Raw genomic sequence first — 16029 nt, 5'->3', positions numbered from 1 at the left:
TTTTCATGAAGAATGTGACTATTTACCACAACCCACGTTGCTCAAAAAGCCGCGAAACATTGGCGTTGCTGGAGCAACAAGGCGTAGAACCACAAATCGTGCTGTATCTAGACACACCGCCTTCAGTCGACGAATTAAAAACATTGTTGAAAGAGCTGGGTTTCAGCTCTGCCCGCGACCTGATGCGCAAGAAAGAAGATTTATATAAAGAACTCAAACTGGCAGATGTTGGGTTAAGCGAAGAACAACTACTAGCAGCGATGGTCGCCAACCCGAAATTAATCGAACGTCCGATCGTAGTAAAAGGGACTAAAGCGCGAATTGGCCGCCCACCGGAGCAGGTTTTAGAGATTTTGTAATACTGAACTACAGCCCCAAAATCTCTTTCACAAACGGGATAGTCAGCTTGCGTTGCGCGGTGATCGACGCGTGATCAAGCTGATCTAACGTCATAAACAATGTGCGCATTTCACGATCCAACCGTTTTAGCAGGAAACGCCCCACGTCTTCCGGCAATTCGAAACCGCGCAGTTTGGCGCGCAGTTGCAGTGCGGATAGTTTCTCTTCATCGGAGAGAGGTTGCAGCTTGTAGATTTGTCCCCAATCGAGACGAGAAGCCAGATCCGGCAGACGTAGATTCAACTGGCGTGGTGGACGATCGCCGGTAATGAACAGGCGCGTGCGTCCGGTTTCCTGAATGCGGTTGTACAGATTGAAGATAGCCATCTCCCACTCTTCGTCACCGGCAATACATTCAATATTATCGATGCATACCAGCGCTAACTGCTCCATACCGTCCAGCACTTCCGGGACGAAATAGGCGCGTTTATCCAGTGGCACATAGCCGACAGCTTCATCCCGTTGCGACAGTTCGGCACAGGCTGCATGTAGCAAATGGCTACGACCGCCCCCTTCCCGCGACCAGAAATAGATATAACTACCGTGTTCTTGCCGAATGGCAGACTGGATCGCGGCTAATAGAGAAGGATTCTCCCCCGGATAAAAACTGGCAAAAGTTTCATCATCGGGAAGATAAAGTGGCAGTGAAAGCTGTGCCGGCGTATTCAGAAAAGCACCTCAACCAAGGCTGGCAGGAAAACGTGCCAAGTCTAACACAAAAAGCAGCCACTGTTGAACTGGCAGGATTTTATGCCGCAATAACGTACAATTACCGGAAAAAAACCAACTCTGAACTACACTAAAAAACAGCCTTTATGGGCGAACGATGTATTTCAACACAAACCTGTCCCGGCGTCGGGATAAGCGGAAGGATACTAACGATGAAACCATGGAATAAAGTGCTGTTGGCGGCCATTGTCGGTCTATTGGTTGCTGGCTGCGATGATTCCTCGAAAGTTGATTCAAGCGTAGACAAAGCGAAAGAGGCTGCCACAGAACAGGCCGATCAGTTGAAAGACAAGGCTGATGCCGTCACCGAGGATGCGGCTAACAAAGTCGATGCCATGACCGATGAGGCCAAAGCCAAAGCGGATGCTGTGAAGCAGGACGCAGAGAAAAAAGGCAATGAATTGCTCGATCAGGCGAAGGATAAGGCGGACGACGCAACGTCAAAAAGTAATTAATCAAAGGGGCGGTATCAGTAATGAACCGCCCCTCATCGTTATTTTTTACCGAGCCGTTATTTCTGTTCGATACGTTCTTCTGGCACGTCGATGATTTCTTCTTCTTTGCGATAGATGCTGATCAATTTGAACAGCAAGCTCAAGCCGATACCCACCACCGTCGCCAGCGCCATACCTTTCAATTCAGCCGCGCCGATATGCACTTTTGCCCCACTGACCCCAATAATCAGGATCACCGAAGTCAGAATCAAGTTCTGCGCTTTGTTGTAATCCACTTTAGATTCAATCAATACGCGAATACCTGATGCGCCAATCACGCCGTACAACAGCAAGGAAACACCGCCCATCACCGGGACAGGTACGGCCTGAATCGCCGCTGCCAGTTTACCCACGCAGGAAAGTAAGATGGCCAATATCGCCGCGCCACCAATCACCCAAGTGCTGTAAACCTTGGTAATCGCCATCACGCCGATGTTCTCACCATAAGTGGTGTTGGGCGTTGAGCCGAAGAAGCCGGAGATCACCGTTGAGATACCGTTGGCAAACATCGAACGATGCAGACCGGGATCGCGAATCAGATCCTTTTTGACAATATTCGCCGTCACCACCAAATGGCCGACGTGCTCAGCAATCACCACTAATGCCGCAGGCAAAATGGTAAAGATAGCAAACCATTCAAAACGTGGAGTATAGAAAGTGGGTAAAGCAAACCAGTGCGCTTCACGGATCGGCGTCAAATCAACCACGCCCATGAAGAACGACAACGCATACCCCACCAACACACCGATCAGGATCGGGATAATCGCCAAGAAGCCACGAAATAGCACTGAGCCAAGAATCGTCACGCCCAACGTCACCAACGAAATGGTAATCGTCGTGGTATCTGGTGATGCACCATCAGCCGGTAACAACCCCGCCATATTAGCCGCAACGCCTGCCAATTCCAGACCGATAACCGCAACAATGGCCCCCATTGCCGCCGGTGGGAACATCACATCCAACCAACCGGTGCCCGCTTTTTTCACAATCAGCGCCACCAAACAAAACAGCACGCCACACATAATGAAACCACCGAGCGCCACTTCATACCCCAGTGGTAACAACAGCAAGACCGGTGAAATAAAGGCAAAGCTGGAACCCAAGTATGCTGGGATTTTTCCTTTACAGATAAATAGATACAACAGAGTACCAACACCATTAAACAGCAGCACCGTCGCCGGGTTGATCTTAAACAGGATCGGTACCAATACAGTGGCACCGAACATGGCAAATAGGTGTTGGAAACTCAACGGTATCGTTTGCAAGAGCGGCGGGCGTTCGCTGACGCCGATGGCGCGACGGGTCATGTGTGTTTTCCTCTGAATAGTATTATTAGTGGTGTCAGTGTAGTGCGGTTATACCCAATGGGTTTCAAGCTACAGCCAAGCAGAACAACGCTGTAGCTTGAAAGACGAAGAGCATAAAAAAGCCGACTCTCTGGTCGGCTGATTATTATTTAGTACCAAATATCTTGTCACCCGCATCACCCAGGCCAGGAACAATGTACCCATGTTCATTCAGACACTGGTCGATCGAAGCAGTATACAGTTCTATATCCGGGTGCGCTTTTTCCAGCGCAGCGATACCTTCTGGCGCAGCAACCAATACCAGTACCTTAATACTGTGGCAGCCCGCTTTTTTCAGCAGATCAATAGTGGCGATCATCGAGCCACCGGTTGCCAACATCGGGTCAACCACCAGCGCCATACGTTCTTCAATATTGGAAACCAGTTTTTGGAAATAAGGCACTGGCTTAAGGGTTTCTTCGTCACGATACACACCGACCACGCTGATACGCGCACTCGGTACGTTCTCCAACACCCCTTCCATCATGCCCAGACCCGCACGTAAAATGGGCACTACGGTGATCTTTTTCCCTTTGATCTGATCCACTTCAACCGGCCCACACCAACCTTCGATAGTGACCTTTTCGGTTTCCAGATCAGCGGTCGCTTCATAGGTCAGCAAACTACCCACTTCAGATGCCAGTTCACGAAAACGTTTGGTACTAATGTCATTTTCACGCATCAGACCCAGTTTATGTTTTACCAGCGGGTGTTTCACCTCAACGATCTTCATTATTTTTCTCCTATTAAGGCGGTTGGCGGCCAAAAAAATCGCGGGATTATAACTCCTTTTCTTGCCTACGCCACTAACATTAGCCTGTGCAAGATCAACAAAAGATTGATCATTAGTATAGTTGATGAAAAGTTGGAGCTGCTTCACAAGTCACTCGCAAACGTTTGCCTACGCTGTTAGAATTGCCGCGCCTTGTTCCGGAACCAACACCGGATGCACCGTTTTCAAACCGCAAATCGTCGTGGGGATCGCGCAGTGACCGACAAAACCTCTCTCAGCTATAAAGACGCAGGTGTCGATATCGATGCTGGTAACGCATTGGTAGATCGCATCAAAGGTGTAGTTAAACAGACCCGCCGCCCGGAAGTAATGGGTGGATTGGGCGGTTTCGGTGCCCTGTGTGCATTACCGCAAAAATATCGCGAACCAATTCTGGTTTCTGGCACCGACGGCGTAGGTACCAAACTGCGTCTGGCGATGGATCTAAAACGTCATGACACCATCGGTATCGATCTGGTCGCGATGTGTGTTAACGATCTGGTCGTTCAAGGGGCCGAGCCGCTGTTCTTCCTAGATTACTACGCTACCGGCAAACTGGATGTGGATACCGCCGCCAGTGTGATCACCGGCATCGCCGAAGGTTGTAAACAATCTGGCTGTGCATTAGTCGGCGGTGAGACCGCTGAAATGCCAGGGATGTATCACGGCGAAGATTATGACGTGGCCGGTTTTTGCGTCGGCGTCGTAGAGAAATCTGAAATCATCGACGGCAGCAAAGTACAATCCGGTGACGTGCTGATCGCGCTAGGCGCTTCTGGCCCGCACTCTAACGGCTACTCGTTGGTGCGCAAAATTCTTGAAGTCAGCAACACCGACCCAACCACGACCGATCTCGACGGTAAATCACTGGCGGATCACTTGCTGGCGCCGACCAAAATCTATGTCAAATCCGTTTTGGAATTGATTGAGAAACACGACATTCACGCCATCGCCCACCTAACCGGCGGCGGCTTCTGGGAAAACATCCCACGCGTGTTACCAGAAGGTATGCAGGCAGTTATCGACGAATCTAGCTGGCAATGGCCGGCGGTCTTTAACTGGCTACAACAGGCAGGTAACGTCAGCCGTCATGAGATGTATCGCACCTTTAACTGCGGCGTCGGTATGGTGATTGCCCTGCCAGCAGCCGAAGTGGAAGCAGCGATTGCTCTGCTGAACGCGGCAGGTGAAAAAGCCTGGGAGATCGGTAAACTGGTGGCTTCTTCAGACGAACAACAAGTGGTCATCCAGTAATGAAAAAGATCGTGGTGTTGGTCTCTGGCCAGGGAAGCAATCTCCAGGCATTGATTAACGCCTGCCAACAAGGACGAATTGCCGCTGAAATCGTAGCGGTATTCAGTAACAAGGCGCAGGCTTATGGCCTGCAACGCGCCAAAGAAGCCGGTATTAACGCACATTCGTTGGATGCCCAAGCCTTTGCCGATCGCGAAGCATTCGATGCCGCACTGGCAGATGCCATCGACCAATACCATCCCGATCTAGTGGTACTGGCCGGTTATATGCGCATTCTTAGCGCGGCTTTCGTTCAGCGTTACGCTGGGCGGATGCTGAATATCCACCCGTCCTTGCTGCCGAAATACCCCGGTTTACATACTCATCGCCAAGCAATCGACAACGGTGATAGCGAACACGGCACTTCGGTGCACTTCGTTACTGAACAGCTCGACGGCGGCCCGGTGATCCTACAAGCCAAAGTGCCAATCTTCCCCGGTGATGAAGAAGATGAAGTCATCGAGCGGGTACAAGCGCAAGAACACTGCATTTATCCACTGGTGGTGAATTGGTTTGTTGAAGGCCGATTGGCGATGCGTGATAACGCCGCTTGGCTCGATGACGAACGATTGCCAGAGCAAGGACACGCGGCGGATTAATTACCCATCCCAATAACGAATAGACGGTGCTAATTTTAGCGCCGTTTTTTTTCGTCGAAATTCATTGCTCAGGGTTATACTTCCCGCATATTCATGACATTGAGGAAAAAATATGTCCAGCAGCAGTCATGTCAGGTTACGCCCATTGGAACGAGACGATTTGGCGTTTGTTCATCAAATGGATAATAACGCCAGCGTGATGCGTTATTGGTTCGAAGAACCTTATGAAGCTTTTGTCGAACTTTCAGATCTATACGACAAACATATTCACGACCAGAGTGAACGGCGTTTTATCATTGAGCATGAAGGGGCAAAAGTCGGTCTGGTCGAGTTGGTGGAAATCGACCATATTCATCGTCGCGCAGAGTTCCAAATCATCATCGACCCGACGCATCAGGGCAAAGGCTATGCCAGCACCGCTGCCAGATTGGCGATGGATTATGGCTTCTCAGTGCTCAATCTGTACAAACTGTATCTGATCGTTGATAAAGAAAATCCGAAAGCGATCCACATCTATAGCAAGTTAGGATTCGAGGTTGAAGGTGAGTTGATCGACGAATTTTTCGTTAACGGTGAATACCGTACCGTACTGCGTATGTGCATCTTCCAGCCGCAATACCTAGCAAAATTCAAGACGCATCCGGTTGCAGGTAAGAAAAACTCCAAATAAAATCAAGAAATATCCGACAACTAATTAATGATAGTTGTCGGATAAATATAATTAGAATAAATCAACTATACCCTAAATAATTGGAGTTGCATCAAGGCGGCAAGTGAGTAAATCCCGATGAGCTTACTAAAGTAAGTGATTCGGGTGAACGAACGCAGCCAACACGGATGCAGCTTCAAGTATGACGGGTATAAACTCGACGATTAATGAATTGCCTTTTATTGTCATGTATTATCCCTTTCGTGATACCGAATTCTCAGTTGTTACGGATTAACGTCGATCGCAACAATCAGCGTCTTTCGCCGCGGAAAACGGAATTTAATGAGCCTATTCACTATGCGCAACTACAATTTTCTTTGGTATATGTGGGGTTTATGGGTACTACTCATAATACTCTGGCTAACAGGGACCCATATTTCTCGCTTTCAGCTTAACACGATACCGACCACCATCGCTGTTATCAGCTTGTTAGCGGCAAGTATCATTATTTATAAAATTAAATGGACGGACAAAATGAAGCTATTTTCTAAACAGAAACACACAGACCAACAACCTTCTAAGCAAGAAAAACCAGAGCAACAAACGGAAAAAACCGTGAAAAAGCTAGAAGCTGAGCCAGCAATGGCAGAAAAATTAGCTGCAGTAGTCCCTACCGCTATCAATCTGGATGCTATCAAACCTATCGTGGTTAAAAAAGATACCTTTATCTCCAACGGTGCCCACCTTACTGGTGCAGTCGTAGGCGATGGCAATATCGTCGTTGAAGGCACTATCGAAGGTAACCTCACAACTACCCATCAAGTACGCATCGAACATAACGGCCAGGTAAAAGGTGAAATCCGTGCTCAACAGATTCTGATCAATGGCTCTGTAGAAGGACGCTGCTACGCCGAGATGATCTCCATCCAGCCTAAAGGCCATATGCGCGGTGATATCTTCACAGATGAGTTTTCTATCGAGAAAGGTGGCGTCTTTGTTGGTCAGTCACAATTGATCAAGCAAGCCAACCAAACCAACAAAGAACAAGCGAAAGTGACCGTGATAAAAGCGGCTGCCAACGCCCCTGAAAACCAAGAACCAGCAAGCCAAACGGCTAACGAGTTTTAACCATAGCGCCCGGTGATGTAATCCTCGGTTCTGCGCTGTTTCGGCGAAGTGAATATGCCATCAGTATCGTTATATTCCACTAGGGTTCCCTGGTGGATAAACGCAGTGTAGTCTGAAACCCGCGCAGCCTGCTGCATGTTATGCGTCACCAGAACTACACTGTAACGCTGTTTCAAGGCAGAAATCAGCTCTTCAATGGTCAGCGTAGAAATCGGGTCCAACGCCGACGTCGGTTCATCCAGTAACAAAACTTCTGGTTCGATGGCAATCGCACGCGCAATCACCAGCCTTTGTTGTTGTCCACTGGAAAGACGGAACGCATTTTCACGTAACCGATCCTTGACCTCATGCCACAGCGCCGCAGCGCGTAACGAACGTTCCACCGCTTCATCCAGAATACGGCGGTCACGAACGCCTTGTAGCCTCAGCCCATACACCACGTTTTCATAGACTGATTTTGGAAACGGGTTCGGCCGTTGGAACACCATTCCCACCCGCCGCCGCAACGCCGCGACATCAACCTGTGAGCCAGTGATAGTTTCACCGTTCAACTGCAATTCACCGGTAATACGACAATTATCGACCAAATCGTTCATCCGGTTGAAGCAACGTAACAAGGTCGATTTCCCACAGCCGGAGGGCCCAATCAGCGCCGTGACTCGATGTTTTGGAATACGCAATGAAATATCATGCAAAACCTGTTTCTCGCCGTAGAACAGATTTAGTTCGTGCATTGCCAATATCGTATGTTCATCAGCAAGGTGCTGGACATCCAGCGGGGGCAAACTGCCCGGGGTTTTCAAACTCATTTACTGACTCCACACCCGATATTTTTCCCTGAGGGAATGACGAATACCCATCGCTGCCAAATTCAGCCCAACAACAATCACCACCAACAGCAACGCCGTGGCGAACACCAGCGGACGAGCCGCCTCCACACTCGGGCTTTGGAAGGCCATGTCATAAATCTGGAAGCTCAGGTGCATAAATTTTCGTTCCAAATGCAGATACGGGAAGATGCCGTCAACAGGCAATACTGGCATCGATTTCACCACCCCAACCAACATCAACGGTGCTGTTTCCCCCGCAGCTCGTGCTACCGCTAGAATCAGCCCAGTGATCATCGCCGGAGCCGCCATCGGCAACACAATGTGCCATAAGGTTTCCGCCCGGTTCGCACCCAAAGCCAACGAACCTTGACGCAACGCCACAGGGATACGAGACAACCCTTCTTCCGTCGCCACAATCACCACCGGTAAAGTCAACAAGGCCAACGTCAACGCCGCCCACAGTACGCCCGGCGTACCAAAGGTCGGGTTCGGTAACGATTCAGAATAGAACAGTTGATCTAAGGTGCCGCCTATCATATAGACAAAAAAACCTAACCCGAATACGCCGTAGACGATGGAAGGCACACCAGCCAGATTCACGACAGCGATACGAATCAGACGGGTTAATAAATTATTACCCGCGTACTCATGGAGATAAACGGCAGCTACCACGCCGAAAGGCATCACCACGATCGACATCAGAATCACCATCAATACCGTACCGAAAATCGCCGGGAACACGCCCCCCTCAGTATTGGCTTCACGTGGACTGTCGGTAAGGAATTTATGTACCTGTTCGCCCCAATGCCGCCATTTTTGCGTGAAGCTCATCGCGTTTGGATACCAAGCGTCGCGCACTTCACTCAATGGGATGGTGCGTAATTGACCGTGCATATCACGCAGCACTAAGGCGTCACGTTGACGATCGGCATTCAAGCCGCTTAACTGGGTGGTAAGCTGCTGGAACTGGCGCTGTAACTCCACTCGCTCAGCTTTAATCGCGGCTTGAGCTTGTGCATCGAATTGACGGTCGCGTTGCAAACTCTTTTCGTGGAGACGTAACCGCTCAAATTGCTCGTTAATACGCGCCATATCGCGGAATTGAATATCGTGAGCCTGCCGAGAAAGCGCGGCAATTTGTGGTAAACGCTGTAACAGTGATTGCCCCAGATTACGCCCCGTCATCGGCTGACCGTCTTCCAACATGCCAGCCAAATAGCCATACGCAGTGCCATTGCTGTTACGTTCAAGCACCAACAAATCACGCGGGGCGGTACGCTGGCGCACATCACTCGCCAGTAGAGTGCGGAAGTCCTGCCCTTCGCTCTCACGATTACCGACCTTAATCAGGTAACGCGTGAATTCCTGCTGATCACCCGTAGGCATCATCACGCCCGATTCTTGCAACTGGCGGCGCGAAATGCTCTGTTGTTGGTAAAGTTCACCAATGACCATGACTGATCCTGCGCCACTTTGGTTCAGCTCAAATTGGTAAACCGGGCTAGGCCAGAAATAGCGCATCCCTTGCCCAGCTAATAACAGTAAGATGCCGATTAGCGCCAACAGGCTGATCGTGACCGACGCCGCCGTCAACCAAACCCAAGGAGTGCCTGCTTTGAGCCAAGTTCTCATAGCGCCTCCTGATTCTGCGTGTAGCGCTCACGTAAACGAAGGCGAATAGCTTCAGCCAGCGTATTGAACACAAAGGTGAATACAAACAGTACCAGTGCAGTGAGGAACAGCACACGATAATGGCTGCTACCCGCGACCGCTTCCGGCATTTCAATGGCGATATTAGCAGCCAAAGCGCGCAGCCCTTGGAACAGACTGCCATCAATCACCGGCGTGTTACCGGTCGCCATCAGGACGATCATCGTCTCCCCTACCGCCCGGCCAAAACCAATCATCAACGCAGAGAAGATACCGGCACTAGCGGAAGGTAACACCACGCGGATCACCGTTTGCCACTGGCTCGCACCCAACGCCAACGAACCGCGGCTCAATGTGGCCGGCACGCTAAACAGTGCATCTTCCGCCAATGAAAAAATAATCGGCACCAAAGCAAATCCCATCGCGACGCCCACCACCAGCGTATTGCGTTGATCAAAACTATCACCCAACCAAAAATGTAATGGCTCACCAAACAGTTTCATTTCCAGCCACGGTCCAACGGCAAACGCTAACCATACTGTCACCACTACTACCGGCAACAGGATCAGTAAATCCCATGCAGGAGAAACTCGCTGGCGGAAATATTTGCTCACCACGCCACCACACAGCAGCACCGCAAACGCCAGCAATATGGGCAACGTTATGACCGCCAATAAATAATGTTCAATGATCGGCGCCAACCAGATACCCGCAACGAGGCCAATCACCACCGTCGGCAATGCGCCCATCACTTCTATCGCCGGTTTGATCACGCGTCGCAAGCCAGAGGACATAAAGTACGCGGTATAAATCGCCCCCGCTAAGGCCAATGGGATAGCAAACAACATGGCGTAGCCCGCAGCTTTGAAGGTGCCAAAAATCACCGGCATCAGGCTGAACTTGGCTTGATAGCTGTCCTCACCCGAGGTGGACTGCCAGACATAGGCCGGTTCTGGGTAATTCTCATACCAAACTTTTTGCCACAGCGAACGCCAAGTCACGTCCGGGTAGGCATTATCTACGCTATATCGCAGCCAGCCTTGAGCCGTCTCTAGCAGCAATCCATCGCCCCGTGGTGCAAACGCCATTTGTTGAATACCGCCCGTCAGTTTCTGACTTAATAACGGCTGCGGCTGAATACTGGAGAACAACGCGAATTCGCCGTTCGGAGCAAGTGAGGCAAACACCCGGCGATAAGGCTCCGCCACCAGCAATTCCTGCGAAGTGCTGCGATGTTGGAAGTGTTGCACCGCCGTCAGTTGCCAACGTTGATCTTTCTCCACGTCGAACCATTCGCGCCAACTACCATCGGCAGATTTAACAATTAGCGCACTACCGCCGGGTAGTGCCGTTAATTGATAAGGCGCACCTTGCCCCAATTCACGAGTTTCACTCAATTGCAGTTGGGTATCGCCAATTTGATAACGCGCGAGCTGATTACCGCTCAACAGATACAGTTGACGGCCATCTGGCGTTAATACCAGTTGTTGCACGGAAGTTTTTAGCGGAATTTCAATTAGTTGTGGATTTTTACCAACACGGTAGCGCCCAAACAGCAAACGATGATCGTCCGTCACCGCCGCCAGCAGAAATTGTCCGTTATAAGTTTCGGCCAACGCCAATAACACGAGCGGATGCTGCCGCTTATCGAGACTCATCGGCTGTTGCCCAAGTGGGAATGACCATAGTGGTTCCGAGCCATTTTTCGGGGCCAAATCCGCCTTGGTCACGATAAACTTGCCATCGCTCTGCGTCAAAGCAAACAGATCACGTTCACCGACTGCTTGAGCCAGCAGCGCGGGTTGAGGCAGTAGCGATTGTTGCACCATCAGCGCCCCTTGAGCCGCCAAACGGTAGAATTGACCATTACCCTGCGTATCAATGCGATAACCGATACGCTGTTGTACATCCATGCCCAAAGCCAATGCTGGCGCGCTAGGATTGATTGGCAACGTTTGTATCGGCTTCACGCTGGCCGATTGAAACAACGGCAGCACCGCGAACAACAGATAGACAAAAATCAGCATCAGCGTCATCAACACCAACAATCCGCTGGCGGTCACCATACCCTGTACCACGCGATCAATACGCGCGCGCAGGCGATCTCTCGGATGTTGATTTAACGTCATTGGTGTCATATCTACCGTAACCAGCTCTATACTCAGTTTTTATGCCAAAAGATAACCGGGCATCTTATGTCAGTTTTGTGACGTTTGCATGACAAAGTTAACCTTAGCTAAGCCAGTAGATATGTTGGACTTTTTTGTCAATCTCTCGCAATAATGCCGTAGGACACTAGGACAGCATCCAACCGCGACATCGCAGTTGGAACGGAGAATTCTACTATCTCGAATTGAACCGGAGTGGCAATGAGTCAGGAAAAGCTCTACATCGATAAAGAACTAAGCTGGTTATCCTTTAATGAACGCGTATTGCAGGAAGCCGCAGATAAGAGCAATCCCCTGATTGAGCGCATGCGTTTTTTGGGCATTTACTCCAATAATCTGGATGAATTCTATAAAGTTCGTTTTGCCGAGCTGAAACGACGCATCTTAATCAGCGAGGAGCAAGGCTCTGGCGGCGGTTCGCGCCATCTGCTAAAGCGCATCCAAGCCAAAGTATTGAAAACCGATCAAGAATTTGATGGCCTGTATAACGACCTGTTGCTAGAAATGGCGCGCAATCAAATCTTTCTGATCAACGAACGTCAAGTGTCTGAAAACCAGCAAATCTGGCTACGGCAGTACTTTAAGCAACATCTACGGCAGCACATCACGCCCATCTTGTTGAACCACGACACCAATCTGGTGCAGTTCTTAAAAGACGATTACACCTATCTGGCGGTGGAGATTATCCGCGGTACGCGCATTGATTACGCGCTATTGGAAATCCCATCCGATAAAGTGCCGCGTTTCGTCAATCTGCCACCGGAAGCACCACGCCGCCGCAAACCGATGATCTTGTTAGATAACATCCTGCGTTATTGCTTGGATGATATCTTCAAAGGCTTCTTCGATTACGATGCGCTCAACGCTTACTCGATGAAGATGACCCGCGATGCAGAATACGATCTGGTTACCGAGATGGAATCCAGCCTGCTGGAATTGATGTCATCCAGCCTGAAACAGCGCTTAACCGCCGAACCGGTACGCTTTGTTTATCAACGCGATATGCCAGCAGAAATGGTTGAAGTGCTGCGTGAAAAACTCGGTATCTCCAACTACGATTCCGTCATCGCTGGCGGGCGTTACCATAACTTCAAAGATTTCATCAGCTTCCCCAACGTTGGCAAGGCTAATCTGGTCAACAAACCGTTGCCACGTCTGCGCCATATTTGGTTCGATCATTTTCGTAACGGTTTCGACGCCATCCGTGAACAAGACGTGTTGCTCTACTACCCGTACCACACTTTCGAACATGTGCTGGAGTTACTGCGTCAGGCATCATTCGACCCAAGCGTACTCGCGATAAAAATTAATATTTACCGCGTCGCCAAAGACTCGCGCATCATCGAGTCGATGATCCATGCCGCGCATAACGGCAAGAAAGTGACCGTGGTCGTGGAGTTACAAGCGCGCTTTGATGAAGAAGCCAATATCCATTGGGCCAAGCGTCTGACCGAGGCGGGAGTCCACGTTATCTTCTCGGCGCCGGGGCTGAAAATTCACGCCAAACTGTTCCTGATATCTCGTCGCGAAGGCGATCAAATTGTGCGCTATGCTCATATAGGTACCGGGAATTTCAATGAGAAAACCGCACGGATTTATACCGACTATTCGCTGCTGACCGCCGATGCGCGCATCACCAACGAGGTACGCCGGGTATTCAACTTTATTGAAAATCCTTACCGACCGGTGACCTTCGACAATCTGATGGTCTCACCGCAAAACTCGCGCCTGAAGCTGTACGAATTAATCGACAACGAGATTGCCAATGCTCAGGCCGGTGAGCCATCTGGCATCATGTTGAAAATCAATAACCTGGTTGATACCGGATTGGTGGATAAGCTTTATGCCGCCTCTAGCGCCGGAGTGAAAATCCGTCTGTTAGTGCGTGGGATGTGTTCTCTGGTTCCCAACCAGCCGGGAATCAGTGACAATATCCAAGTAACCAGTATCGTTGACCGCTTTTTGGAACACGATCGGGTTTACGTCTTCGAAAATAAAGGTGACAAACAGGTTTACCTCTCCTCTGCGGATTGGATGACCCGTAACATAGATTACCGAATTGAAGTGGCTGTTTCGCTGCTAGATCCTGCGTTAAAACAACGCGTTCTGGATATTCTGGAGATCTTGTTCAGCGACACAGTTAAAGCCCGTTTTATCGATAAAGAACTTAGCAACCAGTACGTGCCGCGCGGTAATCGCCGTAAAGTACGTTCGCAGGTTGCCATTTACGAGTATTTAAAAGCTCTGGAACAACCAGGACAGTAGGCCAGCAACTATGCCGCTAAAAAACACTGTAACCAATAAGCCACAGGAAATTGCCGCCATCGATCTTGGCTCCAACAGTTTCCATATGGTGATTGCCCGCGTCGTGAATGGCGCTTTGCAGGTGTTAGGACGTTTAAAACAACGTGTTCACCTCGCCGATGGATTGGATAGCAACAACGTACTTAGTGAAGAAGCAATGGAGCGCGGCTTAGCCTGCTTGGCTTTATTTGCCGAACGCCTGCAAGGCTTCCCGGCAGATAACGTCACCATCGTCGGGACACACACATTGCGTCAAGCGGTGAATGCCGAAGTCTTTCTGAAACGTGCAGAGGAAGTGATCCCCTATCCCATCGAGATCATCGCTGGGCAAGAAGAGGCGCGCTTGATCTTTATGGGTGTGGAACACACTCAGCCAGAAAAAGGCCGCAAACTGGTGATCGACATCGGTGGCGGCTCGACCGAACTGGTGATTGGCGAAGACTTTGAACCCCTGCTGGCAGAAAGTCGCCGTATGGGTTGCGTCAGCTTTGCCCAACAGTTCTTCCCCGGTGGCGAAATCAATAAAGCCAACTTCAAACGCGCTCGGTTAGCAGCCGCACAAAAGCTGGAAACACTGGCTTGGCAATACCGCATTCAAGGCTGGCAATATGCGTTAGGCGCTTCTGGCACCATTAAAGCCGCACACGAAGTGCTGGTGGAAATGGGCGAAAAAGATGGCCTGATCACCTTAGAACGGCTGGAAATGCTGGTCGAGCAAGTATTGCAGTTCAAGAACTTCAGCGCACTGAGTTTACCGGGCTTGTCGGAAGACCGTCAGGCGGTGTTTATTCCGGGCTTGGCGATCCTGTGCGGCGTCTTTGATGCATTAGCGATTCGCGATCTGCGCCTGTCCGACGGTGCGTTACGTGAAGGTGTACTGTATGAAATGGAAGGCCGCTTCCGCCATCAGGATATTCGTAGCCGTACAGCAAAAAGTCTGGCCGATCACTACAATATCGACCGTGAACAGGCTCGGCGCGTACTGGAAACCACAGAATTACTGTACGCCCAATGGATGGCGCAAAACACCAAACTGGTTCATCCACAACTAGAAGCGCTGTTGAAATGGTCAGCCATGTTGCACGAGGTGGGGTTGAGCATCAATCACAGCGGAATGCATCGTCATTCGGCCTACATTTTGCAAAATACCAATCTGCCGGGCTTTCATCAGGAACAGCAACTGTTGTTGGCGGCATTGGTACGCTTTCATCGCAAAGCGATCAAGCTAGAAGAGTTACCACGCCTGAACCTGTTCAAGAAAAAGCATTATCTACCGCTGATCCAATTGCTGCGTTTGAGCACCCTGCTCAACAACCAACGCCAATCGACGACGACGCCAGAAACGCTGCGTTTAAACACCGATGATAATCATTGGACGCTACGTTTCCCTGCTGGTTATCTGGCGCAGAACAACTTGGTGCAACTGGATTTCGAGCGTGAACAGGAATACTGGAACGACGTGGTTGGCTGGAAGCTGATCATTGAAGAAGAAGATTTACAGAACGAGCAACAACACTCGGCCTGATGTGACTAAATCGCCCTCATCTGCGGAGGGCGATTTTTTAGTTGTCTGGGTTGGTGGTCGTTGTGGTTAAATTTGATTGTCGGTTAAGGGTGAGGAACAGACATTCTTTTTGGAAGTAATATGGCCGTGTTCTCTCTGCATTA

General features: G+C 50.1%; 15 protein-coding genes. 9 read left to right on the top strand and 6 right to left on the bottom strand.

All coding sequences use genetic code 11. From position 1 onward, the window contains the following. Positions 1 to 5: 5 nt before the first annotated feature. Entirely contained in the window at positions 6 to 359 is a 354-nt protein-coding gene (gene arsC, locus AC3ISQ_RS06945) for an arsenate reductase (glutaredoxin) (protein WP_489351770.1), read from the top strand. 7 nt (positions 360 to 366) lie between these two features. Here arsC and hda read toward each other — a convergent pair whose 3' ends face one another. Further along, positions 367 to 1068: a DnaA inactivator Hda gene (gene hda, locus AC3ISQ_RS06940; protein ID WP_489353163.1), complete on the bottom strand. Its 702-nt coding sequence runs from the start codon at positions 1066 to 1068 to the stop codon at positions 367 to 369. Between hda and AC3ISQ_RS06935 the strand changes: the two genes are divergently transcribed. Then, positions 1038 to 1202, top strand: coding sequence for a hypothetical protein (locus tag AC3ISQ_RS06935; protein ID WP_489351768.1), 165 nt, complete (start codon positions 1038 to 1040; stop codon positions 1200 to 1202). The two genes, hda and AC3ISQ_RS06935, sit on opposite strands and share 31 nt — an antisense overlap. Before the next feature lie 78 nt (positions 1203 to 1280). Then, complete coding sequence (locus AC3ISQ_RS06930; RefSeq protein WP_489351766.1) at positions 1281 to 1583, top strand: hypothetical protein; 303 nt, start codon at positions 1281 to 1283, stop codon at positions 1581 to 1583. A gap of 56 nt (positions 1584 to 1639) precedes the next feature. On the opposite strand, the gene uraA is transcribed toward AC3ISQ_RS06930, so the two are convergent. Both uraA and upp read right to left on the bottom strand, forming a co-directional pair. Then, positions 1640 to 2929 carry a uracil permease gene (gene uraA, locus AC3ISQ_RS06925; protein WP_489351764.1) on the bottom strand — a complete coding sequence of 430 codons (1290 nt, stop codon included), beginning with the start codon at positions 2927 to 2929 and terminating at the stop codon, positions 1640 to 1642. A gap of 145 nt (positions 2930 to 3074) precedes the next feature. Next, positions 3075 to 3701 (bottom strand): uracil phosphoribosyltransferase, encoded by a 627-nt coding sequence (gene upp, locus AC3ISQ_RS06920; protein ID WP_489351762.1) that lies wholly within the window; start codon positions 3699 to 3701, stop codon positions 3075 to 3077. A 255-nt stretch (positions 3702 to 3956) separates the two neighbouring features. On the opposite strand from upp, the gene purM reads away from it, so the two are divergent. The 4 genes from purM (at position 3957) to AC3ISQ_RS06900 (ending at position 7409) form a co-directional block, all read left to right on the top strand. Then, on the top strand, positions 3957 to 4994 hold the full coding sequence (purM, locus tag AC3ISQ_RS06915) for a phosphoribosylformylglycinamidine cyclo-ligase (protein ID WP_489353161.1): 1038 nt from the start codon (positions 3957 to 3959) through the stop codon (positions 4992 to 4994). Beyond that, positions 4994 to 5632 (top strand): phosphoribosylglycinamide formyltransferase, encoded by a 639-nt coding sequence (gene purN, locus AC3ISQ_RS06910; protein ID WP_489351760.1) that lies wholly within the window; start codon positions 4994 to 4996, stop codon positions 5630 to 5632. Before purM ends, purN begins: the two co-directional genes overlap by 1 nt. 112 nt (positions 5633 to 5744) lie before the next feature. Next, positions 5745 to 6302 carry a spermidine N1-acetyltransferase gene (gene speG, locus AC3ISQ_RS06905; protein ID WP_489351758.1) on the top strand — a complete coding sequence of 186 codons (558 nt, stop codon included), beginning with the start codon at positions 5745 to 5747 and terminating at the stop codon, positions 6300 to 6302. Positions 6303 to 6815: 513 nt separating this feature from the next. After that, positions 6816 to 7409: a bactofilin family protein gene (locus tag AC3ISQ_RS06900; protein ID WP_489351756.1), complete on the top strand. Its 594-nt coding sequence runs from the start codon at positions 6816 to 6818 to the stop codon at positions 7407 to 7409. On the opposite strand, the gene pstB is transcribed toward AC3ISQ_RS06900, so the two are convergent. Genes pstB through AC3ISQ_RS06885 form a run of 3 tightly spaced genes read right to left on the bottom strand, consistent with a single transcriptional unit; the run spans position 7406 to position 12027 of the window. Next, the gene (pstB, locus tag AC3ISQ_RS06895) at positions 7406 to 8218 is read right to left on the bottom strand and encodes a phosphate ABC transporter ATP-binding protein PstB (protein ID WP_489351754.1); all 813 of its coding nucleotides are present in this window, start codon (positions 8216 to 8218) and stop codon (positions 7406 to 7408) included. The two genes, AC3ISQ_RS06900 and pstB, sit on opposite strands and share 4 nt — an antisense overlap. Beyond that, positions 8219 to 9871, bottom strand: coding sequence for a phosphate ABC transporter permease PstA (pstA, locus tag AC3ISQ_RS06890; protein WP_489351752.1), 1653 nt, complete (start codon positions 9869 to 9871; stop codon positions 8219 to 8221). Next, a complete protein-coding gene (locus AC3ISQ_RS06885; RefSeq protein WP_489351750.1) occupies positions 9868 to 12027 on the bottom strand; it encodes an ABC transporter permease subunit in 2160 nt (719 codons plus the stop codon). The genes pstA and AC3ISQ_RS06885 overlap by 4 nt, the downstream gene beginning before the upstream one ends. A gap of 231 nt (positions 12028 to 12258) precedes the next feature. On the opposite strand from AC3ISQ_RS06885, the gene ppk1 reads away from it, so the two are divergent. Next, positions 12259 to 14322 carry a polyphosphate kinase 1 gene (gene ppk1 / locus AC3ISQ_RS06880; protein WP_489351748.1) on the top strand — a complete coding sequence of 688 codons (2064 nt, stop codon included), beginning with the start codon at positions 12259 to 12261 and terminating at the stop codon, positions 14320 to 14322. Positions 14323 to 14332: 10 nt separating this feature from the next. After that, the gene (gene ppx, locus AC3ISQ_RS06875) at positions 14333 to 15886 is read left to right on the top strand and encodes an exopolyphosphatase (RefSeq protein ID WP_489351746.1); all 1554 of its coding nucleotides are present in this window, start codon (positions 14333 to 14335) and stop codon (positions 15884 to 15886) included. Positions 15887 to 16029: the final 143 nt, after the last annotated feature.

Source organism: Serratia sp. KH_031, assembly GCF_057839655.1.
The sequence above is the reverse complement of the archived record's forward strand: the minus strand, read 5'-3'. Positions and strand labels throughout refer to the sequence as shown.

Excerpts from the sequence above, each read along its gene's own strand:
- AC3ISQ_RS06930 (WP_489351766.1), top strand. The coding sequence starts at position 1,281 with ATGAAACCATGGAATAAAGTGCTGTTGGCGGCCATTGTCGGTCTATTG.
- upp (WP_489351762.1), bottom strand. The coding sequence starts at position 3,701 with ATGAAGATCGTTGAGGTGAAACACCCGCTGGTAAAACATAAACTGGGT.
- pstA (WP_489351752.1), bottom strand. The coding sequence starts at position 9,871 with ATGAGAACTTGGCTCAAAGCAGGCACTCCTTGGGTTTGGTTGACGGCG.
- arsC (WP_489351770.1), top strand. The coding sequence starts at position 6 with ATGAAGAATGTGACTATTTACCACAACCCACGTTGCTCAAAAAGCCGC.
- ppk1 (WP_489351748.1), top strand. The coding sequence starts at position 12,259 with ATGAGTCAGGAAAAGCTCTACATCGATAAAGAACTAAGCTGGTTATCC.
- pstB (WP_489351754.1), bottom strand. The coding sequence starts at position 8,218 with ATGAGTTTGAAAACCCCGGGCAGTTTGCCCCCGCTGGATGTCCAGCAC.
- AC3ISQ_RS06885 (WP_489351750.1), bottom strand. The coding sequence starts at position 12,027 with ATGACACCAATGACGTTAAATCAACATCCGAGAGATCGCCTGCGCGCG.
- speG (WP_489351758.1), top strand. The coding sequence starts at position 5,745 with ATGTCCAGCAGCAGTCATGTCAGGTTACGCCCATTGGAACGAGACGAT.
- ppx (WP_489351746.1), top strand. The coding sequence starts at position 14,333 with ATGCCGCTAAAAAACACTGTAACCAATAAGCCACAGGAAATTGCCGCC.
- purN (WP_489351760.1), top strand. The coding sequence starts at position 4,994 with ATGAAAAAGATCGTGGTGTTGGTCTCTGGCCAGGGAAGCAATCTCCAG.
- AC3ISQ_RS06900 (WP_489351756.1), top strand. The coding sequence starts at position 6,816 with ATGAAGCTATTTTCTAAACAGAAACACACAGACCAACAACCTTCTAAG.
- uraA (WP_489351764.1), bottom strand. The coding sequence starts at position 2,929 with ATGACCCGTCGCGCCATCGGCGTCAGCGAACGCCCGCCGCTCTTGCAA.